At 64.6% G+C, this 24789-nt stretch carries 22 protein-coding genes and 1 pseudogene; 4 read left to right on the top strand and 19 right to left on the bottom strand.

All coding sequences use genetic code 11. The features are described from left to right. Positions 1-202: 202 nt before the first annotated feature. Together nadB and purT are read right to left on the bottom strand one after the other, a co-directional pair. Complete coding sequence (gene nadB / locus FYB76_RS09515) at positions 203-1807, bottom strand: L-aspartate oxidase (RefSeq protein WP_088753881.1); 1605 nt, start codon at positions 1805-1807, stop codon at positions 203-205. A gap of 170 nt (positions 1808-1977) precedes the next feature. Next, a complete protein-coding gene (gene purT, locus FYB76_RS09510; protein ID WP_088753882.1) occupies positions 1978-3189 on the bottom strand; it encodes a formate-dependent phosphoribosylglycinamide formyltransferase in 1212 nt (403 codons plus the stop codon). Between the two features lie 369 nt (positions 3190-3558). Here purT and FYB76_RS09505 point away from each other — a divergent pair, with 369 nt between their 5' ends. After that, complete coding sequence (locus tag FYB76_RS09505) at positions 3559-3813, top strand: Arc family DNA-binding protein (protein ID WP_088754032.1); 255 nt, start codon at positions 3559-3561, stop codon at positions 3811-3813. Next, a pseudogene (locus FYB76_RS26780) lies at positions 3810-3977 on the top strand (PIN domain-containing protein); the annotation flags it as partial. The gene FYB76_RS09505 and the pseudogene FYB76_RS26780, both read left to right, overlap by 4 nt. On the opposite strand, the gene FYB76_RS09500 reads toward FYB76_RS26780, so the two are convergent. From FYB76_RS09500 to FYB76_RS09490, 3 genes are read right to left on the bottom strand one after another with little or no spacing between them, the layout of a single operon-like run. Beyond that, on the bottom strand, positions 3974-4279 hold the full coding sequence (locus tag FYB76_RS09500; protein ID WP_088753883.1) for a hypothetical protein: 306 nt from the start codon (positions 4277-4279) through the stop codon (positions 3974-3976). The pseudogene FYB76_RS26780 and the gene FYB76_RS09500 sit on opposite strands and share 4 nt — an antisense overlap. 1 nt (position 4280) lies before the next feature. After that, complete coding sequence (locus FYB76_RS09495) at positions 4281-5636, bottom strand: acyclic terpene utilization AtuA family protein (RefSeq protein WP_154133503.1); 1356 nt, start codon at positions 5634-5636, stop codon at positions 4281-4283. A 43-nt stretch (positions 5637-5679) separates the two neighbouring features. Further along, positions 5680-6981, bottom strand: coding sequence for a CitMHS family transporter (locus tag FYB76_RS09490; RefSeq protein ID WP_154133502.1), 1302 nt, complete (start codon positions 6979-6981; stop codon positions 5680-5682). 214 nt (positions 6982-7195) lie between these two features. Here FYB76_RS09490 and FYB76_RS09485 point away from each other — a divergent pair, with 214 nt between their 5' ends. Next, a complete protein-coding gene (locus FYB76_RS09485; RefSeq protein ID WP_154133501.1) occupies positions 7196-8134 on the top strand; it encodes a LysR family transcriptional regulator in 939 nt (312 codons plus the stop codon). Here FYB76_RS09485 and FYB76_RS09480 read toward each other — a convergent pair. From FYB76_RS09480 to FYB76_RS09430, 11 genes are all read right to left on the bottom strand, one after another. Beyond that, entirely contained in the window at positions 8131-9120 is a 990-nt protein-coding gene (locus tag FYB76_RS09480; RefSeq protein ID WP_195724608.1) for a methyl-accepting chemotaxis protein, read from the bottom strand. The two genes, FYB76_RS09485 and FYB76_RS09480, sit on opposite strands and share 4 nt — an antisense overlap. 1 nt (position 9121) lies before the next feature. Further along, positions 9122-9496, bottom strand: a complete 375-nt coding sequence (locus FYB76_RS09475) for a response regulator (RefSeq protein ID WP_088753887.1) — start codon at positions 9494-9496, stop codon at positions 9122-9124. Between the two features lie 94 nt (positions 9497-9590). Beyond that, on the bottom strand, positions 9591-9830 hold the full coding sequence (locus FYB76_RS09470) for a hypothetical protein (protein ID WP_088753888.1): 240 nt from the start codon (positions 9828-9830) through the stop codon (positions 9591-9593). Continuing rightward, positions 9827-12241, bottom strand: coding sequence for a chemotaxis protein CheA (locus tag FYB76_RS09465; RefSeq protein WP_154133499.1), 2415 nt, complete (start codon positions 12239-12241; stop codon positions 9827-9829). Before FYB76_RS09465 ends, FYB76_RS09470 begins: the two co-directional genes overlap by 4 nt. Continuing rightward, on the bottom strand, positions 12238-12624 hold the full coding sequence (locus tag FYB76_RS09460) for a response regulator (protein ID WP_088753890.1): 387 nt from the start codon (positions 12622-12624) through the stop codon (positions 12238-12240). Before FYB76_RS09460 ends, FYB76_RS09465 begins: the two co-directional genes overlap by 4 nt. Continuing rightward, complete coding sequence (locus FYB76_RS09455) at positions 12621-13481, bottom strand: protein-glutamate O-methyltransferase CheR (protein ID WP_154133498.1); 861 nt, start codon at positions 13479-13481, stop codon at positions 12621-12623. Before FYB76_RS09455 ends, FYB76_RS09460 begins: the two co-directional genes overlap by 4 nt. Next, positions 13481-14095 (bottom strand): HEAT repeat domain-containing protein, encoded by a 615-nt coding sequence (locus FYB76_RS09450; RefSeq protein WP_154133497.1) that lies wholly within the window; start codon positions 14093-14095, stop codon positions 13481-13483. Before FYB76_RS09450 ends, FYB76_RS09455 begins: the two co-directional genes overlap by 1 nt. Before the next feature lie 28 nt (positions 14096-14123). Further along, positions 14124-15215, bottom strand: a complete 1092-nt coding sequence (gene cheB / locus FYB76_RS09445) for a chemotaxis-specific protein-glutamate methyltransferase CheB (RefSeq protein WP_154133496.1) — start codon at positions 15213-15215, stop codon at positions 14124-14126. 33 nt (positions 15216-15248) lie between these two features. Further along, a complete protein-coding gene (locus FYB76_RS09440) occupies positions 15249-16862 on the bottom strand; it encodes a chemotaxis protein CheW (protein ID WP_154133495.1) in 1614 nt (537 codons plus the stop codon). A 46-nt stretch (positions 16863-16908) separates the two neighbouring features. After that, positions 16909-18825 carry a methyl-accepting chemotaxis protein gene (locus FYB76_RS09435; RefSeq protein ID WP_154133494.1) on the bottom strand — a complete coding sequence of 639 codons (1917 nt, stop codon included), beginning with the start codon at positions 18823-18825 and terminating at the stop codon, positions 16909-16911. Between the two features lie 366 nt (positions 18826-19191). After that, complete coding sequence (locus FYB76_RS09430) at positions 19192-19836, bottom strand: response regulator transcription factor (protein WP_154133493.1); 645 nt, start codon at positions 19834-19836, stop codon at positions 19192-19194. A 74-nt stretch (positions 19837-19910) separates the two neighbouring features. Here FYB76_RS09430 and FYB76_RS09425 point away from each other — a divergent pair, with 74 nt between their 5' ends. Then, positions 19911-20084 (top strand): hypothetical protein, encoded by a 174-nt coding sequence (locus FYB76_RS09425; protein WP_154133492.1) that lies wholly within the window; start codon positions 19911-19913, stop codon positions 20082-20084. Positions 20085-20182: 98 nt separating this feature from the next. On the opposite strand, the gene FYB76_RS09420 is transcribed toward FYB76_RS09425, so the two are convergent. The 3 genes from FYB76_RS09420 to FYB76_RS09410 all read right to left on the bottom strand — a co-directional run bounded on the left by FYB76_RS09420 (position 20183) and on the right by FYB76_RS09410 (position 24742). After that, positions 20183-21844, bottom strand: coding sequence for an MFS transporter (locus tag FYB76_RS09420; RefSeq protein WP_088753897.1), 1662 nt, complete (start codon positions 21842-21844; stop codon positions 20183-20185). Positions 21845-22403: 559 nt separating this feature from the next. Further along, entirely contained in the window at positions 22404-23606 is a 1203-nt protein-coding gene (locus FYB76_RS09415; protein ID WP_154133491.1) for a TIGR03364 family FAD-dependent oxidoreductase, read from the bottom strand. Between the two features lie 155 nt (positions 23607-23761). Beyond that, positions 23762-24742, bottom strand: a complete 981-nt coding sequence (locus FYB76_RS09410; protein ID WP_088754034.1) for a putative 2-aminoethylphosphonate ABC transporter substrate-binding protein — start codon at positions 24740-24742, stop codon at positions 23762-23764. Positions 24743-24789: the final 47 nt, after the last annotated feature.

The following is a 24789-nucleotide window of genomic DNA, read 5'->3' as shown; positions in this document are numbered from 1 at the left end:
CTCAATCCTTCATACCGCCCTCTAGCGCGGATGTCTTCACGCCAAATCCACTTCCGCTGCGACCCCGCGGTGGCCCGCGAACTGGCAATGTACTTCGATACCATGGAAGGGGCGGAGAGCACCTGCTAAAGCCAGACCATCACCAATGTGCTGGCCGCCCCCAAGGTCTGTCGCAAGGAGTATCGCCAGCGAAAATAAGCGCTCACTGACGTCCCGGCAGGATGGTCGGCGTAGCACGCGGCAAGGTCCGCGGATAGTCCTGGCTGAAATGCAGTCCACGGCTTTCCTTGCGCATCAGGGCGCTGGAGACGATCAGCTGCGCCACATCCACCAGGTTGCGCAGCTCCAGCAGATCGCGTGAAATGCGGAAGTTGGCGTAGTACTCGTCAATCTCTTCCTTGAGCAGCCGGATGCGGTGCTGGGCGCGTTCCAGCCGCTTGTCAGTGCGCACGATACTGACGTAATTCCACATGAAGCGGCGCAGTTCGTCCCAGTTGTGGGCGATCACCACTTCCTCGTCGGCATCGCTGACGCGGCTCTCATCCCATTGCGGTACTTCGGCGATGCGCCAGGTTCCCGCTGACAATTCCCGTTCAATATCCTCGGCGGCCGAGCGGCCCAGCACCAGGCACTCCAGCAGCGAATTGCTGGCCAGGCGATTGGCACCGTGCAGCCCGGTATAGGCCGTCTCGCCGACCGCATACAGGCCCGGCAGGTCGGTGCGGCCGGCCATGTCGGTCACCACGCCGCCGCAGGTGTAGTGCGCGGCCGGCACCACCGGGATGGGCTGGCGCGTAATGTCGATGCCGAACTCCAGGCAGCGCGCCTGGATGGTCGGGAAGTGTTCGGCGATGAAGGCGGGGCTTTGATGGCTGATGTCCAGGTCCACATGGTCCAGCCCGCGCTTCTTCATCTCGAAATCGATGGCGCGCGCCACGATGTCGCGCGGGGCCAGTTCGGCGCGCTCGTCATGCTCCGGCATGAAGCGCTGGCCCGCCAGCGCGCCCGCCGACGCCGGCAGCTTGAGCAAGGCTCCTTCACCGCGCAAAGCCTCGCTGATGAGGAAGGATTTGGCATACGGGTGATACAGGCAGGTCGGGTGGAACTGGATGAACTCCATGTTGGCCACCCGGCAGCCTGCGCGCCAGGCCATGGCGATGCCGTCGCCGGTGGCCGAATCGGGGTTGGAGGTGTACAGGTAGACCTTGCCGGCCCCACCCGTGGCCAGCACCGTGCGCCCGGCCGCAATGGCCAGCACCCGGCCGCTGGCGGTGTCCTGCACGTGCACGCCCAGGCAGCGCGGCTCGGCCTTGGGGTCGAGCTTGCGGGCGTGGATCAGGTCGATGGCGCAGTGATGTTCCAGCAGGGTGATGTTGGGATGGGCGCGTACGCGCTGTTCCAGCGTCACCTGAACCGCGTGGCCGGTGGCATCGGCGGCGTGGATGATGCGGCGTTGGCTGTGGCCGCCTTCGCGGGTGAGGTGATAGCCCAGCTCGGCGCTGTCGTCACGGGTGAAGGGCACGCCTTGGGAGATCAGCCATTCGATGGCCTCGCGGCCATGTTCGACGATATAGCGCGTGGCGCTCTCATCGCACAGGCCGGCACCGGCGACCAGGGTGTCGCCGATATGCTGGGCGTGGCTGTCGCCGGAATCGAGCACGGCAGCAATGCCGCCTTGCGCCCAGTTGCTGGCCCCGTCCAGCAGCTCGCCCTTGGAAACGACCACCACCTGGTACTTCTCTGCCAGATGGAGGGCCACGGAAAGACCGGCCAGACCGCTGCCGAGGATGGCGACATCACACTTCATGATCGTGAGCAAAGCTGCTGTTGTGGAGGGAGACGGTGATTATAGCGGCATGCCGTGGGCATATTGTTTATATCGTTTCCGGCATCAGGGTCAAGTTTCTGTCCCCTCGAAAAAAAACGGGCCCCGATCTGCATCGGGGCCCGTTCACGTCATGCGAGTGCGCGCAACGATTACTGCGGAATCACCGGTTTGACCTTGGCCGCAGCCTGCTTGGCGCGGATGCGTGCGGTTTCGACGCTGTCGCCGGAGGCCAGGGCTACACCCATGCGGCGGCGGGCGAAGGATTCCGGCTTGCCGAACAGGCGAATGTCGGCACCAGGGATACGCAGCGCCTCAGCCACGCCATCGAAGGCGATGCCACGGGCGTCATGCTGGCCGTAGATCACGGCAGAGGCACCGGGGCTCCTGAGGGCGGTATTGACCGGCAGGCCGAGGATGGCCTTGGCGTGCAGTTCGAATTCGCTCTGCACCTGGCTGACCATGGTGACCATGCCGGTGTCATGCGGACGCGGGCTGACTTCGGAGAACCAGACCATGTCGCCCTTGACGAACAGCTCCACGCCGAACAGGCCCAGGCCGCCGAGGTTCTCCGTGACCTTGCGGGCGATGTCGCGGGCCTTTTCCAGCGCGGCGCTGGGCATGGGGTGCGGCTGCCAGGACTCGACATAGTCACCCTTGACCTGCACGTGGCCGATCGGGTCGCAGAAGCTGGTGATGGTGTCGCCGTTTTCGTTCAAGGAGCGCACCGTCAGCAGGGTGATTTCATAGTCGAAGTCGATGAAGCCTTCGACGATCACGCGGCCGGAATCGACGCGGCCACCTGCTGCGGCGTAGTTCCAGGCGGCTTCGATTTCGTCGGGGCCGTCGATCTTGGATTGGCCCTTGCCGGAAGATGACATGACCGGCTTGATCACGCAGGGGAAACCGATCTGGTCGATGGCAGCCTTGAGTTCTTCCAGGCTGTCGGCGAAGCGGTAGGGAGAAGTCGCCAGGCCCAGGGTTTCACCGGCCAGGCGGCGGATGCCTTCGCGGTTCATGGTCAGCCAGGCAGCGCGCGCGGTCGGAATCACGCGGGCGCGGCCGGCTTCTTCCAGCTTGACCAGGGTCTCGGTGGCAATGGCCTCGATCTCGGGCACGATCAGGTCGGGCTGCTCCTGCTCGATCAATGCGGCCAGGGCGGCACCGTCGGTCATGTTGATCACGTGGGCGCGATGGGCGACCTGCTGGCCAGGTGCGTTCTCATAACGGTCAACGGCAATGACTTCCACGCCCAGGCGTTGCAGGGCGATGATGACTTCCTTGCCGAGTTCGCCGGAGCCCAGCAGCATGACTTTGGTGGCGGAAGGAGACAGCGGAGTGCCGAGTCGGATTGGTTTTTTCATATCGGGGGGAGTGTGTCAGCGGGGGGGCGCTGATGCAGTGCGAGAATCAATCACGGGCGGACGATACCAAATCTTGCGGGGTTTGGACAGTCGCAATATACCTAGTTCAGGCAAGAAGTATCGGCGAAAAATTGCTTATTTTTCCTTGGGGAAATGAATTTTGGTGGCGGTCCCGAAATGGATCGAATAACGTCGGTCTTTTCCCTCTTTTTTGCATCTAATAAACGCAAATGATGTTTACTCCTGCGAGATGAGAACTTGAGGCTGTACTCGGCTCGAAGGTCAGGTCACAGTCGCTCTTATCGATGGAAAGGAGAGAATCAAATGCCTAAAATGAATGCATTGATGTCACTTCGGGGTAATGCTGTCATGGCCAACCTGACTGTCCGGAATCTTCCTGATGAAATCCACCGCGCATTGCGCGTGCGCGCTGCTCGGCACGGACGCAGTACGGAGGCGGAGATCCGCGAAATATTGACCATGGCCGTCAAGCCCGAGGGACATTTGCGACTTGGCGACGCGCTTGCCCAAATGAATCGCGAGCTTGGCCTCACGAATGAAGATGTGGCAGCGTTGGAGGAGCTTCTTGACCGCAGTCCTGCAGAGCCGATGAGGTTCGAATGATCGTGCTCGACACCAATGTCGTCTCGGAGGCCATGAAGCTTCAGATGAACCCGGCCGTGCAAGCTTGGCTCAATGCACAGGCCCCAGACACGCTCTACCTCACCAGCATCATTATCGCCGAATTGAGATTTGGTATTGCCAGCATGCCTGCCGGACGACGTCAGCCTTCAAGCTCCAAGTCCAGCATCACCCCCGACAACGCCTTCCCATGCGCATCCAGCGCCAGTGAGCGGGTAACCCCGCCGCCCAGCGCCTGCTGCATCACGAAGTTCAGCGCGCCCAGATGCGGCAGCGCGTGGCGCACCACCTCTCCATGGACCACCCCGGCAAAATGCGCGCGCACGCGTTCGGCCGTCAGGGTGCGCTCCAGCAGTGCATAGTCCTCCTGCCGATAGGCGATCACGGAGATATTCGACATGTCGCCCTTGTCCCCGGCACGTGAATGAGCAATCTCTCTGAGCAGCATCTCAGGCCTCCTCGATGAAAACGGATGGATGTACCAGCGTGCGCGGCAGCAGCAGCGACAGCACGGCAATGACTTCGCGGGCCGACTTGGTGGCACCGCCGCCACCGGCCGGGCCGTTGGTATAAAGCGTCTCGACTTCGTTGCCGATGCGGATCGCCTCTTTCATGCTGGCCGTGCGGCCGGTCACGCGCAGGCGGACTTCCTGTGGCTCGGGTGCATGCGCCGACATCTGCTCACCGGCGATGGCATTGATGCCGATCAGGTCCACGCGCAGCTCTTCGGTCTGCACGCCCGTGAGCGCCAGCCGCTCGCGCACAATCTCGCCGGCCAGTTGCGCACGTGCTTGTGCGCCAGGCCCGGCATACGAAATCTGGCCTTCGCCGATGAAGCTGTCGCGGTAGCCCAGCGTGGTCTTGAGCGTCTGCGGTCGCGCACGACCACGGCCGCCGGTGACGGCCACGCGGTCCGGCCCGACCTCTTCGATGCGCACTTGCGAGAAATCGGCAATCACGTCCGGCGTGAAGTAAGCGCTCGGATCATGGATTTCATAGAGCAATTGCTCCTTGCAGGTGCGTGCCGTGACCTGGCCACCGGAACCCGCCACCTTGGTGATGACGGCACTGCCATCGGCCTTCACTTCGCCGATGGGGAAGCCCAGCCTTGCCAGGCCGGCCACATCCTTCTTGCCGGGATCGGCAAAGTAGCCGCCGGTCACCTGTCCGGCGCACTCCAGCAGGTGGCCGATGAGGGTGCCCTGGCCGAGCTTGTCCCAATCATCGGCGGCCCAGCCGAATTCGTGCACCAGCGGTGCCAGCACCAGCGCGGGATCGGCCACGCGGCCGGTGATGATGACCTGGGCACCGGCCTGCAGTGCTTCGACGATGGGGGCGATACCCAGATAGGCATTGGCCGAGATGAGGCGGCTACCCAGCGAAGCGACCGGCTGGCCATTGTCCTCGATGCGCCATTGGCCCTGCTGCACGGCTTCCAGCACGTCGTCTCCGGCCACGGCCGCCACCTTCAGCCCGCGCAAGCCCAGTTCGCGCGCGATCTCGCGCACGCGTTGCGCCGCCGCCAGCGGATTGGCCGCGCCCATATTGGTGATGATGCGGATGCCTTGCGCGGCGCAGGTCTTGAGCACCGCATGCATGCGCTCGGCCAGCAACGGGTCATACCCTTTGCTGGGGTCTGCCAGCCGGGCTTGCTGGCCGATGGCGATGGTACGCTCGGCCAGGCATTCAAAGATCAGGTAATCCAGCTGGCCATGTTCGGCCAGTTCGGCGGCCGGCTCGATACGGTCGCCCGAGTAGCCGGCACCGGCGCCGATGCGCACGGTGCGCTGTGGATCTTGGGTCATGCGCTTCTCCAAAACAGGGTGTTGCACTTCCAGTGGTCCGCGCTCAGAACAGCGGGAACAGCCCCAGTACCACGCAGGCGATGGTCATCACCACGGAAGCACCGAAGAGGAAGGGGATGGTGTATTTCTGGTGGTCCGCCAGTTCGATCCCGGCCAGGCCGCACACCAGGAAGGTGGCCGGCGTGAGCGGGCTGACCGGGAAGCCGGTCGTCATCTGGCCCAGCAGCGCGGCCTGGGCCACCTGGATGGTCGGAACGCCCAGCATGTGGCTGACCTCGGCGATCACCGGCAGCACACCGAAGTAGAAGGAATCCGGATCGAACAGCAACGACAGCGGCATCGACAGCACCCCCAGCACTACCGGGATATGGCCAGCCATCTCGGGCGGAACGACACCGACGGCGGTCTTGGCCATGGCCGAGAGCATGCCCGACTTGGTCATGATGCCGGTGAACACACCTGCTGCAAAGAGGATGCTGGCCATCAGCAGCGCCGCCTTGGCATGGGCGTCGATGCGCTCGCGCTGCATGGCCACATCGCGGTAATTGATCATCAGCGCCAGCACCACGCCGATCATGAACATCACCACCGGATCGACCTTGCCGCTGATCATCACGCCCAGCACAAAGACCGTCAGCACGATGTTGGCCCAGAAATTCTGCGGGCGACGGATCTTCAGTTGCGCTTCGCTCAGCTCATGCTGCTGCACGAAATCGACGGTCGATCCCTTGCCCAGCCCGAGCCGGCGCTCTTCCTTCAGGCCCAGCAGATACGAGGCGATGAACACGAAGGCCAACCCCACCAGTTGCACCGGCACCAGCGGCGTGAAGATGTCCGAGACCGGGATATGCAGCGCTGCCGAGGCACGAATCATCGGCCCGGTCCACGGCAGGAAGTTCACGCCCGCCGCCATCGAGGCCACGCAGGCGAGGATGCGCTTGTCGATGCCCAGCCGCGTGTACAGCGGCAGCATGGCCGGGATGGTGATCAGGAAGGTCACCGCGCCCGAGCCATCCAGGTGGATCAGCAGCGCCAGCAGCGCCGTGCCCGGCACGATGCGGGTGGGGCGGCTGCCCACGGTCTTGAGAATACGGCTGATGATCGGGTCCAGCATGCCGGCGTCAGTCACGATGCCGAAGAACAGGATCGCAAAGACGAACATCCCTGCCACCGGCGCAATGGCGGTCACGCCCTGGACGATGAACTTGGAGGTCTGCAAGCCGAAACCGCCGACCAGCGCGGCAATGATGGGGATGGCGATCAGCGCCACCAGGGGCGACATCCTCTTGGTGAGGATGGCCGTGAACAAGGATACGATCGTGACAAAGCCGAGCAGGGCCAACATGCGTGTCTCCGGTTTTTTTGATGTGATGTTCTTGTCGTGTCAGCACATCCGGCGCCGGTTTGTCCGTTTTTCTGCTTCAGCTTCTGTACATGATTGCGTACAGGGGGCGCGGATGTGAGCAGGGCGAGTGTAGGTGGCGGCCGATTTTGTTGTAAAGTCGCTTTTTTCGATTGATTGACCGGTTTTTCAGCATAAACCAATCCCATCTTCCGCCATGCACGCCAACCTCTCCACGCGCCTGTTGCACGCCTTCCTGGCCCTGGCCGACTGTCGCCATTTCGGCCATGCGGCCGAACGCTGCCATGTGTCGCAGTCCGCCTTCAGCGCCATGATCCAGAAGCTGGAAACCGCCACCGGCGCGCGCCTGTTCGAGCGCGATACCCGCAACGTGAGCCTGACGCCCGAAGGTGAAGTATTTGTCGAGGTGGCGCGCCAGCTGGTCGCGGACATGGAGGCGGCGCTGGCGGACATGAATGATTACGTCGCGCGGCGCAAGGGCAGGGTGGCCATCGCGGCCTTGCCATCGCTGGCGGCGGGCTGGCTGCCACCGGTGCTGGCGGCTTACCGGCAGCGCCATCCGGGGGTGGCGGTGGAGCTGTTCGATGCCATATCGGACCAATGCCTGGACCTGCTGCGCCAGGGCAAGGCCGATATCGCCCTCACCGCACCGGGCCCCAACCTGATGGAGTTCACGACCCAGCCGCTGTGCGCCGACCCGTTCTACCTGGTCTGCCGCAAGGACCATGCGCTGGCCGGCAAGCGCCGCATCAAGGTGGCCCAGCTGGCCGGGTGCGAAATGATCCACCTGGCGCGCTCGACCAGCGTGCGCCAGCATCTGGATGCCGTGCTGCGGCCGGGCACGGTGATCCACACCGGGCTGGAGGTCGAACACCTGGCCACGCTGGCGGCCTTGATCGAAAGCGGCCTGGGCGTGAGCGTGGTCCCGGAGCTGACGCTGTTCCAGTTCCGCCTGCCCAATCTGGTGGCCATTCCGGTGGACGCGCCGGAGCTGGTGCGGCCGCTGCTGATCGTCACGCCCAAGGAGCGCAGCCTGTCCATCGCCGCGCAAGGCCTTCTGGACCTGGTCCAGGCCAAGGCGCGCGCTGAAAGCGCAACCCCCGCGCGGCGCGGCCGCAAACCACAGGCTTCCTAAAACAATTCCATGGCCGGCAAGTCCGGCTCGCGCACCAGGTGGCGGTGCTCCTGTTCCACGTAATCGATGACTACCTGCGCGATCACCGTGGCCGCCTCATGGGCCGGCAAGATGATCGACGTCTCGCCCGCCATCTGCGCCAGGGCCGCATTGCGCCGGTCCACGGCAAACTGGACCCGCTCCACGCATTGCCGGACCACGTCCTGAAACTGCAGATGGCCCAGCATGTTGCCGGTGGTGGCGACCAGCTCCTCGCCATGCGCCATCATCTGCGCGTATTGCTGCTCACCGGTATCGCGCACATGCTCGAAGCTGCTACGCAGCCTGCCCACGGCCTCGGCGGTGGCGGCGATGCGGTCGAGGTCGGCGGCCGATTGTGCGGTATTGCCGCCCAGTTCGTCGTGCAAGGTCTTGCGTACTTCCGAGAGCGTGGTGCGGATCCTTGCTGCCGCCGTATGTGAATTGGCCGCCAGGTTGCGCACCTCCGAGGCGATCACCTTGAAGGCCGCGCCTTGCGGGCCGGCACGGCTGGCCTCGATGGCGGTGTTGATCGACAACAGGTGCGACTGCGTGCTGATGCCTTGTACGCTCTGTGCCAAGTCCGATAGGTTGTCGATCTCCTCGGCGATGCGGCCGATGCTCTCGACGTCGCGGCGCATGCGCTCAGGCAGGCTCTTGAGGAATTCCGTCATGGCGACCAGGGCATCGACCGTTTCCAGCATCTCGTCACGTACGCGCTCGTTTTCCTGGCTGGCACGCTGCATGCGCTCCAGCAGTTGCGCAGAGCGGTCGCACAGGGCCCGCGCTTCGCTCATGATGGCCAGCGATGAGTTTTCCGTCTGTTCGACTGCGCCCTTGAGGCGCACGGCGATTTCTTCATCGAGCTGCATGCTGGCCACCAGCGCGGCTTGGCAGTTCGGTCCCGGTTCTGCCGGCTGCTCCGGCATGGCGCGTCCCCGGGTGCGCCAGGCATGGATGATTCCCACATCAGGCTCCCGGCAAGACCTGCTTGACGATCTTGAGCAGCTCCGCGCCCGGCACCGGCTTGACCATCCAGCCGCTGGCGCCGGCACTGCGGGCTTCATCGCGCTTGGCCTGCTGGCTCTCGGTACTGAGCACCAGGATGGGCGTGAAGCGGAAGCCCGGCAGGGCGCGCGCCTTGCCGATGAATTCGATGCCGCCCATGTTGGGCATGTTGATGTCGGTGATGATGAGGTCCGGCTTGGGCGCCTGGCCCAGTCGGGTGAGGGCGGCCGCACCGTCGTTGGCGGTGATGACCTTGAAGCCGGAAATTTCGAGATTGTTTTTCAGGCTCAGGATCATGGTGCCTGAATCGTCCACTACCAGGATGGTCTTGCTCATGTGGGTACTCCTTGCGGGTTGATGCTGCTTGTCTGGTTCGTCTGGTTCGTCTTGTTCGCCTTCTGTGTACGCGGCGTAGGCGGCACAGGTGGGCTCAATGCTGCGGCAAGGCCGCCCGCAGCCATTCACCGAGTTCCGGCGCGGCCGGCCAGGCGCTGATGCTGGCGGTGCCCGCCATCAAGACCTGCAGGCAGGCCGTATGCATATGCTCGCAGGCGGAAAGATCTACCGGGGCCGCCGGATGGCCGGCCACCAGGGCCAGCAGGCCCTCGGCATCCTCCACGGCCAGTACGCCCGCACAGTGCAGGGTGTCATCCTTGAATTCGATCGTCATTTCAGCAGCTCCTTGGGGTTGATGACCATCAGCACCGAGCCGTCGCCCAGGAGGGCCGAACCGGCGTAGGCCGTGAGGCCGGCGAGTACCCCCGAGAGGGGCTTGAGGATCACTTCCACGACCTCCCTGAAGTCATCGATCACCAGCCCCAGGTATTGCCCGTGCACGCGCAGGATCAGGGTGGCCCATTCGTCGTGCTCGTTGCAGCACTGCGGTGTGTCCAGCCCGAGCAGGCTGTTCAGTTCCAGTAGTGGCACGATGCGTCCGCGCAGGACGGCCGCATTGTGCTGCTTGATGCGATGCACGTCGGCGGCCGGCACGCGCACCGTTTCCACCACGGCGTCCATCGGCAATCCGTACTGCACACCGCCGGACTGCACGATCATCACGTTGGTTACCGCCATCGACAGCGGCAGCGACAGTTGCAGGCGAGTGCCCTGGCCGGCTTGGCTCTCCAGCTGCACACTGCCGTGCAGGCGTTCAATGGCGGTGCGGACCGCATCCATGCCCACGCCCCGTCCGGAGAGATCGGTGACGGCCTCAGCCGTGGAGAAGCCCGGCAGGAACACCAGGTTCACGGCCTCGCGGTCGCTCATCCTTTCCAGTGCCGCTTCATCCACCAGGCCGCGTGCATAGGCTTTGCGGCGGATCACGGCGGGGTCGATGCCGCGCCCGTCGTCGGCGATCTCGATGACCACGCAATCGGCTTCCTGGCGTGCGCTCATGACCAGCTTGCCGGTGGCCGGCTTGCCGGCGGCGCGGCGTTCTTCGGGCGTTTCCATGCCGTGGTCCAGCGCATTGCGCACCAGGTGGACCAACGGATCGGCCAGGGCCTCGATGACGTTCTTGTCGGCCTCGGTGGTCTCGCCTTCGAGCAGCAGTTGCACCTCCTTGCCCAGCTTGCGTGCGATGTCGCGGACCAGGCGCGGGAAGCGCTGGAACACGAAGGACACCGGCATCATGCGCACCTGCATGATGGCATCCTGCATCTCCTCGACGATGCGGTTGATGACCGCATGCTGGGCCCGGATATCGCGCCCCAATTCGCGTTCGCCGTACTGGTTCTCGGCACGGGAGGCCAGGTAGGGCAGGCCGTTGCGGGCCACCACCATCTCGCCGATCAGGTTCATCAGGCGGTCCACTTTTTCCTGTTCCACTTTCAGGACCCGCGCGCCATTGCTGTCCTCGGCGCGACGTCCGAAGTTGGCCGGAACATCGGCGTCGACCGCAGCCGGCGGCAATGCTGCAGCCGCCGGGGCAGCGGCCACCGCGACGGGTGCAGCGGTCCCAGTTGCGGTGATGTCTTCCTGCAGATCAGCCTTTCCGATCACATCGGCCACCTCGGCGACCGCCTGCACTTGCGCATGGCGCTCGATCCAGGCCACCACCGGCGCCACGCTCGATTGCGCCAGGGCTTCCTCGGCGCAGGCCTCCAGTGCCGGCAAGACATCCATGCGTCCGACGGCGCGCATGCAGTTGGCGATGGTCGTCACGGCAGCCTTCAGATGGCCCGGGACCCAGGGCGCTCCTTCGAGCGCCCACAGTGCATCGTTCTGGGTCTGCACGATCATGAGTGCATCGTTGGCCCGGGTCTGGTCCTTGACCTCGATGGCGGCCGCCGGCAGGGCGGTAATCCAGAACTGCCCCGGTACGTAGCGGAAATGTTCATCCAGCAGGCCGCGGTCGGCCGTGGCGACTGCCTGGAACACCAGGTTGGCACGATAGGCATCCAGCTCGGCCAAGGCCGGCCAGGCGCTGCCGGGCAAAACGCAGCGCCACAGCACGCCCGGCATCTGCGTAGCAAGGCGCAGTGGATCCTCGCCCTTGAAGAAGCATTCAGGTTCCGGCGTGTATTCCACCCACAGCAAGGTCTCGCCGTTGCGGGCGGCGTCGGCCCAGGCCATGCGCAGGCTGGCCGGCACCCGCGCCAGTGACTCGGCCATGCGGCTGCGGGCCGCCTCTTCAGCCGCGCGCCGGGTTGCCTGGTGCGCATCCTGGCCGGCTTGGGCCAGCTGCATCCCGCAGCGCTGACGCAGGCGCGCCACCAGCTCTGCACACGGGGCCGCCTGGGCCGGGTCCGGCTGGCCGGCCAGCTCGATGTCGTCGAACTGGCGCGCCACGAAGTCCATCGCCTCCAGCAGCAGGTCGGCCATCTCGCGGTGATAGGCGGCCTGGCCGTCGCGTACCGCGCTCATCAGGTCTTCGGCCGCGTGCAGCACCCGGAACATCTCGGGAAACTCGAACAGTCCGCAGTTGCCCTTGAGCGTATGCACCACGCGGAACAGGGACTCCATCAGTTCAGGGTCGTCTGGTTGCCGCTCCAGGGCCAGCAGGCGGCTGGCGATCTCCTGCAGGCCGTCGCGCGACTCCTGCATGAATTGCAGCAGCAGGGGAGAGAAGGCGGTCGTCATTGCGTTTCTCCCAGCATCAGTTTTACGTTGCGCAGCAGCGGCACGGGACGCGCCGGCTTGACGATGTAGAGGTTGGCACCCGCCTCGAAGGCCTTGCGGCGATCGCATTCCTGGGCTTCGGTGCTGACCATGATGGCCGGCGCCTGGGGGATGTCGTGCTGGCGCAGGGCGCGCAGGAAGGAGTAGCCATCCATTTGCGGCATGTTGACGTCGACCACGTACAGGTCGAAGGGATGCTGGCCTTCTGCGCAGGCGGCCAGCGCCGTCTCCAGCGCCTCCAGCCCGTTGCTGGCTTCGCGCACGGTATAGCCGGCGTCCTCGAAGATGGCCCGTTCATACAGACGGACGGTGGCAGCATCGTCCACGATGAGGATATGTTTCATGCTTGCTCCAATGGCTTCTGGTAGACGATCGCTTGTGCAAATTTGCGGATCGCAAACAGCGATGAGATGCGGCTCATCGACTCCGAGTGGCCCAGGCAGATGAAACCGCCCGGGCGTAATACGTCATAGAAGGCTTCAGCGGCACGGCGGCGCGAGGCGTCGTCGAAATAGATCAGCAGGTTGCGGCAGAACACCAGGTCGTAGTTGCGGTAGGCCGCGACTTCATTGCGTTCGTTCAGGTTGACGCGGGTGAAGGCCACCACTTCGCGCAGGCTGCGGTTGATGCGCCAGTTTTCGCCCTCGCGGGTGAAATACTTCTGCAGCCAGGCTGCCGGCAGCTGGTGCACGGCGCGCGGCGAATACAGGCCGGCCTCGGCCTGGGCCAGGATGCGGGTGTCGATGTCCGAGGAGACGATCTCCACGTCCCAGCGCGCCAGTTCCGGCCAGCGTTCCAGCAGGTACATGGCCACCGTATAGGCTTCCTCGCCGGAAGACGACGGCATGATCCAGATGCGCATCGGTTCGCCGCGCGGCTTGCGCGCCACCAGCTCGGGCAGCATCGACTGCACCATGCAGTCGAACTGGTAGTGCTCGCGCATGAAGTAGGTCTCATTGACCGTCATCTCGTTGACCAGGCGCTGCCATTCGCGGCCCGAGGTCTCGAAGCGCAGCAGCGAGAAGTACTCGCGGAAATCGGCACAGCCGGCGGCCTGGATGCGGTCGATGAGGCGTTTGTCGACGAAGTAGCGTTTGGTCGATTCGAAGTGGATGCCGCTGCGGCGGTAAAAATATTCACGGAAGCGCTCGAAGTCTTCGGCGCTGATGCTGCTGGCGGGGGCTTCTGCAGAAACGTTCATTACGCGCCCCGTCCAAGCCGATTCAGCAGCAGGCGCCCGGCAAAGGTGATGTAGGGCTCGTCGGCAAAGCGGCGCATGAGCGTGGTCACCGGGCCGATGGCCGCCGACGTGCCGATGGTGGTGAGCACTTCCAGTGCCGCGCCACAGACGTTGACATCGGTCTCGGCATCGATCAGTTGCAGCAGCCAGTCTTCCACCCGCGCATGGCGCAGCGTGTCGAGGATGCCCACGGCCAGGATGCGGATATCGGTCTCGGGATCGATCAGCATGTGGGCGATCACCGGTGCCACCTGTTCGGGCATGCCGCGCAGCAGGTCGATGGCGGCGTTGCGCAGCCAGGCGTCTTCGCTGCGCAGGCAGCCGGCCAGGGCTTGCACGGCCTCGTCGCCGGGCGTGGCCGCCAGCGAATCGAGCAGGGCGGTGCGCACGGCCAGGCTCGATTCGCGTTCCAGGGCATCAAGGATGACCGGCACTGCCTCCGGCTGTCCGGCCAGGGTCTGGGCCGCACTGCGGCGCAGCGCCGGGTCGGCCGCCTGCAGGCTGGCCAGGGCCGTGGCGCGGGCCACCTCCGGGATACCGGCGCTGGACATTCCAGTGGACTTGTTCAAGGGCATGATGGGTTCCGTATCGACGTGATTCGTATCAGGTGAGGGGGCACAGCCACTGGATCAGCTGGCCGGCAATGCGGTCAGCCGGCAGGACGCTGCTGGCGCCGCCACGGCGGATCAGTTCGGCCGGCATGCCGAAGACCACCGCGGATTGTTCGCTTTCGGCGATGGTGCGGCCGCCGGCTTGCCGGATGTCTGCAAAGGCCTCGGCACCATCGCTGCCCATGCCGGTCAGCATGACGCCCACGATGGCCTGGGGCGCATACAGCTGCAGGGCACTGGCGCCCAGCAGCGAGACCGAGGGATGCCACAGCTGGGTCGCGTCAGGCGGGCGGCTGACCAGGGTGGGACGGCCGTTGCGGGTGGTGAAGATGCTGTCGGCGCCGCCCTTGCAGACATAGACCGTGCCCGCTGCCAGCGGCATGGGTTGCGCCGCCTCGACCACGCGCAGGGCGCAAAGCCGCCCCAGGCGCTCGGCGAAGGGGGCTGTAAAACTGGTTGGCATGTGCTGCGCCACCACCACCGGCCAGGGGAAGTGCGCCGGCAGTTGCGGCAAGATGCGCTCCAGCGTACGCGGGCCGCCGGTGGACACACCGATCACCACCACGCCTGGCTGGCGGGCATCCAGCGGCACGGTGGAGGCGCAAGCCGGTTCGGCAGGTTCGGGGGGCCGGGCGACGGTGCGCCCAGCGGTGCGCGTCGAAGTGGCCGTTGGCGCCCCATCGGGTCCCCGCACCTTGGCCTTGGCGGCGCCCCGTACTTTGGCCACCAGTTCGGCACGCAGAGCGTCGATGCCCAGGCTGATGGTGCCGCCCGGCTTGGCCACGTAATCCACCGCCCCCAGGGCCAGGGCCTCGAACGTCGCCAGCGCACCCTGGGCAGTCAGCGAAGAGAGCATGATCACCGGGACCGGACGTTGCAGCATCATCTCCGCCAGCGCCGAGAGACCATCGAGTTCGGGCATGTTGATGTCGAGGGTGACGACATCGGGCGCGAATTCCAGGTTCATGCTGACGGCTTCGCGGCCGTTGCGGGCAAAGGCCACCGCAAAGCCACCGGCCTGCTCGAAGAGCTCGCCCAGCTGCTTGCGCATGAGGGCTGAATCGTCGACGATGAGCAGCTTCATCCTTCTCTCTCCTGTCCTTTCCCGTGCGTAGATTTACGCGTCCTGTCCCATGCCGGCCAGCAGGGCCAGCTCTTCGCCTTCCACCAGGTAGCGGGGTTCCACCAGCTGGATCATGCGTTTCTGTTTCTCGATGTTGGCCATGCGCGAGAGCAGGCGCACCTGCTGGCTCGACAGCGAAGGCGCGGGCCCGATGGCGCGGCGTTCAATTTTGAGGACCTCGGCCACCGAATCGACGATGAAGCCGGTGCACACCTGGTCGATCAGGAACACCATGATGCGCTGGCGATCACTGCGCGCCACCCGCGGCAAGCCCAGCCGCATGCGCAGGTCGATCACCGGCAGCACGGCACCGCGCAGGTTGATGACGCCTTCGACGAACGCCGGGGCGTGCGGCACATGGGTCAGTTGCTCGGGCACGCGCACGATCTCCTGCACGCTGTCGATGGGCACGCCGAATTCCTCGTCACCGAAGCGGAACACCACCACCTGTTCCTCATCGTCACTGCGGGTCTCGGGCTGCTTGTCCTGGTTCATCTCGTTGTCCTCCAGCAGGGTTTCGATGGCCGGCTGGCGCAGCAGGCTCACGGCATCGATTACCGATACCAGCCGCTTTCCGTTGTCCAGCCGGCAGATGCGGGCGATGTCGGCCATTCCCTTGTCGCGCGCCAGCAGCGTGGGTACCGCTTCCACCGTGCCAAGCGCCACCCGCAGCACTTCGTTGACGGTATCGATGACCACGCCGACGGCACCGGTCGACTCCCCGGCCGCAGGAGCGACCACGGCGATACGGCTGCTGTGGTCCTGCTGGCGCGGCGGCAAGCCGAACAGGTGGCGCAGCGACACCAGGGGGAGCAGGCGGTTGCGCAGGGTCATGATGCCCAGCACGTGGGGTTCCGCATGCGGCACCTGCACGATGCTCTGCGGCATTTGCACAATCTCCTGCACGTCCTCGATGGCCACCGCATATTCCTGGCCGGCCACCATGAAGCTGACCAGTTGGAGTTCGTCGCCAGCCTGTGCCTGTACGTCTTCGGCGTTGCCGCCGTCGATGGGTGCCTGGCCGTTGCGGCTGCCGGCAGCGGCCTCGGCAAATTCGGCCGCCACCAGCCGGGCAAAATCCAGCACCATGATCATGGGGTGGCCGCCGACGTCCTTGATCAGCCCGGACAGCAACTCGGTGCGCACCGAGGACGCGATGCAGGCCACGTCTTCGATCTGGCGCAGGTCCACACCGACCACGCTGGCCACGTGATCCACCACGAAGCCCAGCGGCTGGCCCAGGTCGATCACCACGGCACGGCTGGCGTCGTCGGCCGGGCGGTCCGGCAGTCCGAAGATGCGGCTCAGGCTGACGATGGGCAGCACCTTGCCGCGCAGGTTGGCCAGGCCAAGGAGAGCCTGCGGGGCCAGCGGCACGTGCACCACTTCCGGCACGCGGATGATTTCCTGTACCGGCGCCATGTCTACGCCAAAGACCTCGTCGCCGACCGTGAAGGTGACGAACTGGCGCAGTTCGGTGTCGGCGGCGGCGGGCGGGGGCAGGTCGTCGTCGGCTGCACCGCTGCAGGCCTGCGGTATCACCGCTCCGGGCGCGGGCGCGATGGCGGCCGGGGCCGCCTCGGGCTCGATGAGGGATGCGTCATTCATGGTGTGTGTGCCTTTCTCGGGTCCACGGGTTCAATGGGGCAGCGAGTCAGGTGCTTTGCAGCTCATCGGCCAGCGAGGCCACTTCCTCGACGGCGGCAGCCAGTTGCTCGGCACCCTGGGACTGCTGGCGCGCGGCGGCGGCGGCTTCGGTGGCGGCACGGTCGGCTTCCTGGGCGGCGGCGGCAATCTGCTCGGTGCCGGTGCGCACTTGCAGGATGGCTGCGGCCACCTCGGTGGCGGCTGACAGGATTTCCTGGGTACCTTGTTCGACGCTGGCGACATCGCTCTCAATGCTGACCAAAGCGCTGGTGATCGCCTTGGCTTTTTCGGCCTCGCTGATGGCGGCATCGGCAATCTCTTCCAGATCGCGCTCGACCACGGCGATCTGGTCCTGCACTGCCTTGACCAGGTCCTTGATGTTGTCGGCATTGCCGGCCGAGTCGTGGGCCAGGTTGCGGATGTCGGTGGCCACCACCACGAAGCCCTTGCCGAACTCGCCGGCGCGGGCTGCTTCGATGGAGCCGTTCACGGCCAGCATGTTGGTCTGGATGGACACCGTGGTGATGGCATCGACGATCTTGTCGATGCGGCGCGAGACCAGAGCCAGGTCCTTGATCTGGCGGATCGAGGCGCGTGAGGCGTCGACCGAACTGGCGATGCCGGCGATGAGCGAGTCGACCGCCTTCTTGTTTTCCCCCAGCAGCGCCCGGATTGCGGTGGCACGTTCGCCGCTGGTACCGGCGCGCGCCTGCGCCACCTGCAGGCCGCGCGAGATCTGTTCGATGGCCGTGGCCGATTCTTCTGTAGCCACCGATTGCACCTGCGTACCTTTGCGGATCTGCTCGATGGCCGACATGATCTGGGCGCTGGCGCGGCTGATTTCCTGTACGGCCGCCGAGAGTTCTTCGGCACTGGCGGCGACTTCCTCGGCGCTCTTGGCCACATCGGTGGAATTCTTGAGGTCTTCAGACAGTTCCGAGAGCGCTTGCGAAGTGGTCTCAGCCTCCGACAAGGCCTGGCCTTGCTCGGCCACGGTCTTGGCGGATTCGACGGCGGCGGCCGATTGCTCCTCGGCGGCAGCGGCAATTTCCTGGGCGCCGTCGAGCGCCTGTTTGGTCGCGGCCACTGACTGCTGCGCGCCCACGGCGATTTCCTGCACGCCGGTGACGATGACCTGGGCATCCCGGCGGATGTTCTCCAGCTGGGTGCTGATCATCTTGCCGCTCTCGACCTCGCCCAGGACGGTGGTGGCAGCCGCACCGATGCCTTCGACCACGGCCTTGACCTCGCGCTGGATCTGGCCGACCAGCTCCTGGATCTGCTTGGCGCTTTTCTCCGAGGTCTCGGCCAGGGTGCGCACTTCATCGGCGACGACTGCAAAGCCCTTGCCGTGTTGCCCGGCGCGGGCCGCTTCGATGGCCGCGTTCAGGGCCAGCAGGTTGGTCTGGTCGGCGATACGGGCCACCGCCTTGACGATGTCGCCGATGTTGGCGGCCTGCTTTTCCAGTTCGGCCACCATGGTCACCGAGCTGGACTGGCGCTGGGCAGCGATGCCCACATTGGCGACCAAGGTCGCGATATCGCCGCTGGTGCGGGTGACCTGGTTCTGCACGGCCAGCATGCGAGCCTGGCTTTGATCGGCATTCTGCAACTGGCGGCTGATCGCCTGCTCGACCTGGCGGAAGGCGGCCAGCGACTCCTGGGCGGCGCTGGAGGCCTGCTCGGCGCCGCGCGCGATCTGGTCGGAGGCACTCTTCAGTTCTTCGGTGGCAGCCGAGGCCTCCGAGATACCAGCGCTGAGTTCAGCCGTGGCGGCGGCGATGCGCTCGGCAGCCTGCTGCTGCTTGGCCAGGGTGCGGGCCTTCTTGCGCAGGGCATCGGCCTGGCGCGATGTCGAGGCGCCGGCACGGTGGTCGCTTGCGCCCTCATAGTTGGAGTTCTGGATAGTCTTGACGAGCGCCATGTGCGCCTCCTCGAAAAAATTGTGCTCAAACGAACGGTCTTGCAGGTGAAATGGTAGGGCTGCCTGTTGCCGTGTGGAATCGGTTCTGGTCCTAGGAGATACATAGGAAATGTCCTAGGCAAACCGCGCAGCCCGGTTGCGCTTGCCTAGGACGTGTTGACGCCTTGTTCATGCGTGCAGGACGTCCCTTTGCGCAGGGGCGGCGCAAAGGGACGTGCGCCGCAGTCAGCGGGTGCTGCTCTGGACAGGGCAATGAAGTGCGGATTGGCCGGGGTGGCGTGCCGGGGGCGGGAGCGAGGACGGACAGGACGCGCGAAGCCGCGCACAGGGATCAGGGAAAAATGACTGCGGCTGCCGGAGAAAGCCTCAGGTCTGCCGTTCCACCAGGTTGTGCTTGACGGCCCACAGGACCAGTCCTACCACGTCGCGCACGCCGATGCGGTCCATGATCTGGGCGCGGTGGGCGGCGATGGTCTTTTCGCTCAGGTCCAGCTCGTAGGCGATTTCCTTGGTGGTCTTGCGATGCGCAATCATGGCCAGGATCTGGTGCTGGCGCGGCGTGAGCGGGTCTGGCTGGGCCTGCCGGGCGGCCCCCGTGTAGAGGCAGTGGCTGATCATGGACTTGGCCACGGCCGGGGTCAGGTAGCACTCGTTGCGCGCCACCGCCTGCAGGGCGATATCGAGTTCGGCGGGACTGGATTGCTTGAGCAGGTAGGCGGCCACACCCATGCGCATTACCTCGGCCAGCAGTTCGGCATCGGGCTGGTTGCCGATGATGACCACCCGGCTGGCAGGGCATTTGCTGCAGATCTCAGCCAGCAGGGCCAGGCCCTGGCGGGTATCAGAGGAGAGATCAATGATGACCGCGTCGGGCGCTACGCTCTGGATCACATGCAGGGCCACTGGTCCGGCTTCCACTTCGCCGATCACCTGCTGGCCCGCCATTTTTTCGATCAGGCAACGCAGCCCGGCGCGCATCATGATCTGGTCGTCCACCAGGACTATGTTCATGTTCTGGATCCCCGCTTTGGAAGCTATCGTGCGGCATTCCTTGAAGCGGCTTGCAGCGGTGCAGGAGCACGTGCATGAACCTGGAGATGCCTGTTCTCAGCAGTGAATTTACTGGATTGCGGGCAACATTTCAATCAAATATAACGAATATACGACATTTAATCAAAAATATGATTTTTGATGAAAATGATCTGGTCAATGTAATCACATTCCTCCGCAGACAGGTTCAAGCGGGCGCGTCTGCATGAAAAAAACCGGGCGCAATCAAGATTGCGCCCGGTCTGGAAAGGCTTCGTGCTGCGCCGTCCTGCCTGGGGGCCGGACGGCGGGCACGCCACTGCGGATGTCAGTCGTGGATGTTGTTGTGAACGGTTTCCTTCACGAACAGCAGGCCGATCACCACCGTGATCACCGAGATCACGATCGGATACCACAAGCCGTAGTAGATGTCGCCCTTGAAGGCCACCAGCGCGAAGGAGGTGGTGGGCAGCAGGCCGCCGAACCAGCCGTTGCCGATGTGGTAGGGCATGGACATGGAGGTGTAGCGGATACGGGTCGGGAACATTTCGACCAGGCAGGCGGCGATCGGGCCGTACACCATGGTCACGTAGATCACCAGGATGAACAGCAGCAGCAGGACCATGGGCTTGTTGATCTGCTCCGGATCAGCCTTGGCCGGGTAGCCGGCAGCCTTGATGTCGTCAGCCAGGGCCTTGGACAGTTCCTTGTCCTTGGCGGCGGCCTCTTCCTTGGACAGGCCGGCGGCATCATACGAGGTGATGACGCGGTCGCCGATCTTGACGGTAGCCACCGAGCCCGGGGCACCGGCCACGTTCTGGTAGTTCACCGACGCGGCCGACAGCTTGGCCTTGACGATGTCGCAGGACGAGGTGAACTTCTTGGTGCCGGTCGGGTTGAACTGGAACTGGCAGCTGGCCGGGTCGGCGGTGACGATCACCGGGGACTTTTGCAGTGCGGCTTCCAGCGCCGGGTTGGCGAAGTGGGTCAGGCCGTTGAAGATCGGGAAGTAGGTCACCGCGGCAATCAGGCAACCACCCAGGATGATGGGCTTGCGGCCGATCTTGTCCGACAGCGAACCGAAGAACAGGAAGAAGGGCGTGGCCAGCAGCAGGGCGGCAGCGATGAGCAGGTTGGCGGTCGGGCCATCCACCTTCAGGGTCTGGGTCAGGAAGAACAGGGCGTAGAACTGGCCGGTGTACCACACCACGGCCTGGCCGGCGGTCAGGCCGACCAGCGCCAGGATGACCAGCTTCAGGTTCTTCCACTGGCCGAAAGCTTCGGTCAGCGGTGCCTTGGAGGTCTTGCCCTCAGCCTTCATCTTCAGGAAGGCCGGCGACTCGTTCATGGACATGCGGATCCACACCGAGATGGCCAGCAGCAGGATGGAGACCAGGAAGGGAATGCGCCAGCCCCAGTCGGCGAAGGCAGCTTCACCCACCGCGGTACGCACGCCCAGGATCACCAGCAGCGACAGGAACAGGCCCATCGTGGCCGTGGTCTGGATCCAGGCGGTAAAGGCGCCGCGGCGGCCTTCCGGCGCGTGCTCGGCCACGTAGGTGGCAGCACCGCCGTATTCGCCACCCAGCGCGAGGCCCTGCAGGATGCGCAGGATGATCAGGATGATCGGGGCGGTGATGCCGATGGAGTTGTAGTTGGGCAGCACGCCGACGATGAAGGTCGAGGCACCCATGATGAGGATGGTCACCAGGAAGGTGTACTTGCGGCCAACCAGGTCACCCAGGCGGCCGAACACCAGCGCACCGAAGGGACGCACGATGAAACCGGCAGCAAAGGCCAGCAGGGCGAAGATGAACGCGGTATTGGGGTCGGTGCCGGCAAAGAACTGCTTGGCGATGATCGCCGCCAGCGAGCCGTACAGGTAGAAGTCATACCATTCGAAAACGGTGCCTAGCGAAGAGGCGAAGATGACTTTCTTCTCCTCCGGGGTAATGCCGCGCGCAGTCGTGTTGACTGATGCTGTGGTCATGTTTGTCTCCTTGGTTTTAATGAATGTGCTACTGCATGGACTGCAACCAGGTACTCAGGGCAACAATGCAACAGATGGCCGAATGGGGCGTTATGCAAGAACGCACCGGAGAACAGAGCATGAAGAATCGACTCCCCTCGCTTCCCCGTCTGACACAAACCGCGATATTGGCTTCGCATTGCTTGCGTAAGGACCCACTTGTCCATGCGGCGAGTGTGCGACGCCAAACTTACGCAGGACTTGCTCCAAACTTACACAAGCTTACAGCGCAGCAAGCCCTTTCCTGGTTGCGACGCAGCAGGCAAAGACGCATCTGCCAAGGCTTTGCGGGGCATTCGTGCTTATTGCGCCGCAGCGACCGGACGCGGCAGATCGCCTCTTTGGGAGGGCAGCCAAAAAGTTTTTTCTGTCAGGAATCAGGAAAGGCAAGTGAAGCATCTTGCCTGGCATGCGCCGCAGCGGCATGCACATCGGGGCGGGAAGGCAGGGGGGACGGCGGTGACAGGGCTGCAGACTGCCCTGTCACCGGACAAGCTCGGTACCTCAGTAGATCAGTGCATCAGGCCAGGGCAGTGGCCGGTGCCGGCTGCGCGGTCGGGGTCGGCAGGCTGTCGCCTTCCAGCAGTGCCTTGACGACGCGCTCGCCCAGGCCGAGTCCGACGCTCATGCCGATGCCGGTATGCATCAGCACCACCGAGGTATGGTCGTCGATGGCCAGGGCCGAGAACGGGCCCGGGCCTTTGCTGCCATAGACGCCTTGCCAGCGCTCGATCACCTGCACGCGGGAAGCCAGGGTGTGCTCGACCAGGCCGATCAGCAGTTCATCGACTTCCTCGCTGTTGAAAGGAGGTGAATCGGTACCGTAGTGGTGCGAATCGCCGACGATGAGTTCCTGATACGGGGTCGGGCTGACCAGCAGGTGAATGCCATGCTTGTTGAGCAGCGGGGCCGTGGCCTCGATCTCGGCGTGCACCGCGCGGGCGGTCGGCAGGTCCGAGAAGGCGCCGTAGTGGGTGCAGGACAGGCCGGTGAGCACGGCATGGGTCAGCGGTACGGCTTCTTCGGTCTTCAGGCGCAGCATCTGCAGGCGGCACTGCTTCAGGTTCATCGGCTGCAGGCGGTCGGCGAAGAGCGTCAGGTAATCGTGGCCGGAGCACACCACCACGCGCTCGGCGCGGAATTCACCGGCGGTGGTCGAGAGGCGTCCGCCGGCGGTGCCATGCACCAGCGTATTGAAGCGGAAATGCACGCCCTGCGAATGCAGGTAGGCCACCAGGGCCGGCATGGCTTCGCGCGAATACAGCTGCAGGTCTTCGGTGCCGTGCAGGGCCGAGCGGTGATGGCTGAAACGGCCGTTGTAGAGCGCGTTGAGCTTGTCGCCTTCGAGCAGGGAGGCGCGATAGTCGTACTGGCGCGCACGTACGGTCATGAATTCCAGCAGCACGTCGTGTTCGGCCTCGCTGCGGGTAAACAGGAGGGTACCGGCTTCGCGGGCACTGAAGTGCGCGCGCGCGGCCAGGTGCAGCCAGAGGGCGCGGCTTTCGCGGGCCAGGTCCAGCATGATGCCGGGCGGCTGGCCGGTCACCAGGCCCATGCCGAAGTTGCGCACGGAGGCGCCCAGGGGCGTACCGGTGCGTTCGAAGACGGCCACCTTGAGGCCGCGCTTGACGGCCGCGTAGGCGTGGGCCAGGCCGAGGATGCCCGAGCCGACCACGGCCAGGTCAAAGTGCTGCGGATCGTTTTCTGTAGGGGAATTGCTCATGGGAAGTGCTCCGTCGGAGTCAGTTGCGAGATGTCGTGGGGCGTCTTGTGCGGGGACGCTCTGGCGGCGTCCTGCGGTCCTCTCCGTGCGCCGTCACGCTGCGGCCCGAAGCTATCGGACCCGTGACGGCGCGGTACTGCGGGCAAGTGCTGGAATTACTGCTTCTTCTCCGACTTGCTTTCGTAACGCTTGCTCCACTCGGTCAGGATGCGGTCACGGCTGGTGCTGGCCCAGGTGAAGTCGTTCTTGATCAGGCGCTTTTCATAGTCGGCCGGCAGCAGCTCGTCCGGCTTGGCCACGCCAGGAATGGCGACTACGGCGAAGTTCTTTTCATACAGGGCCATGGCTTCCTTGCTGGCGGAGAAATCGGCCAGCTTCTTGGCGGCTTCCAGGTTCTTGCTGCCCTTGACGATGGCGGTGGCTTCGATGTCCCAGCCCAGGCCTTCCGACGGCAGGATCACGTCAATGGGGGCGCCTTCCTTCTTGGTCTTGACGGCACGGTATTCGAAGGCGATACCAATGGGGAATTCACCGGTGGCGGCCTGCTTGCAGGGCTTGGAGCCGGAGTGGGTGTACTGGCCGATGTTCTTGTGCAGGGCGTCCATGTAGGCCCAGCCTTTTTCTTCACCCATCATTTGCAGCCAGGCCGAGACATCCAGGTAGCCGGTGCCGGAAGAAGCCGGATTGGGCATGACGATCTTGCCGGCATAGACCGGCTTGGTCAGGTCGGCCCAGGAGGTCGGCTTGGGCAGCCCCTGCTTTTGCGCTTCCACGGTGTTGAAGCAGATGGCCGAGGCCCACACGTCCATGCCCACCCAGGCCGGCGGATTGGCGGCGCTGCGGTACTTGGCGTCGATGGCCGACAAGCCTTGCGGAGCGTAGGGCGTCAACATGCCTTCCTTGTCCAGCAGCGCCAGGCTGGTGGCGGCCAGGCCCCAGATCACGTCCGCTTGCGGATTGGCCTTTTCGGCCAGCAGCTTGGCGGTGACGATGCCGGTGGAGTCGCGCACCCACTTGATCTCGATGTCCGGGTTGGCCTTCTGGAACGCGGCCTGGTAAGCCTTGATCTGGTCGGCTTCGAGGGCGGTGTAGACGGTCAGCGTGGTAGCGGCGTGGGCCTGGGCCGAGAACAGCATGCCGGCACCGATCACCGATGCGAACAGGGAAAACAGCTTGGTTTTTT

It is taken from the genome of Herbaspirillum sp. CAH-3, from assembly GCF_009668275.1.
Classification (GTDB): Bacteria; Pseudomonadota; Gammaproteobacteria; order Burkholderiales; family Burkholderiaceae_D; genus Herbaspirillum; species Herbaspirillum aquaticum.
Note: the sequence above shows the minus strand (reverse complement) of the source record. Positions and strands in the feature narration are given on the sequence as shown.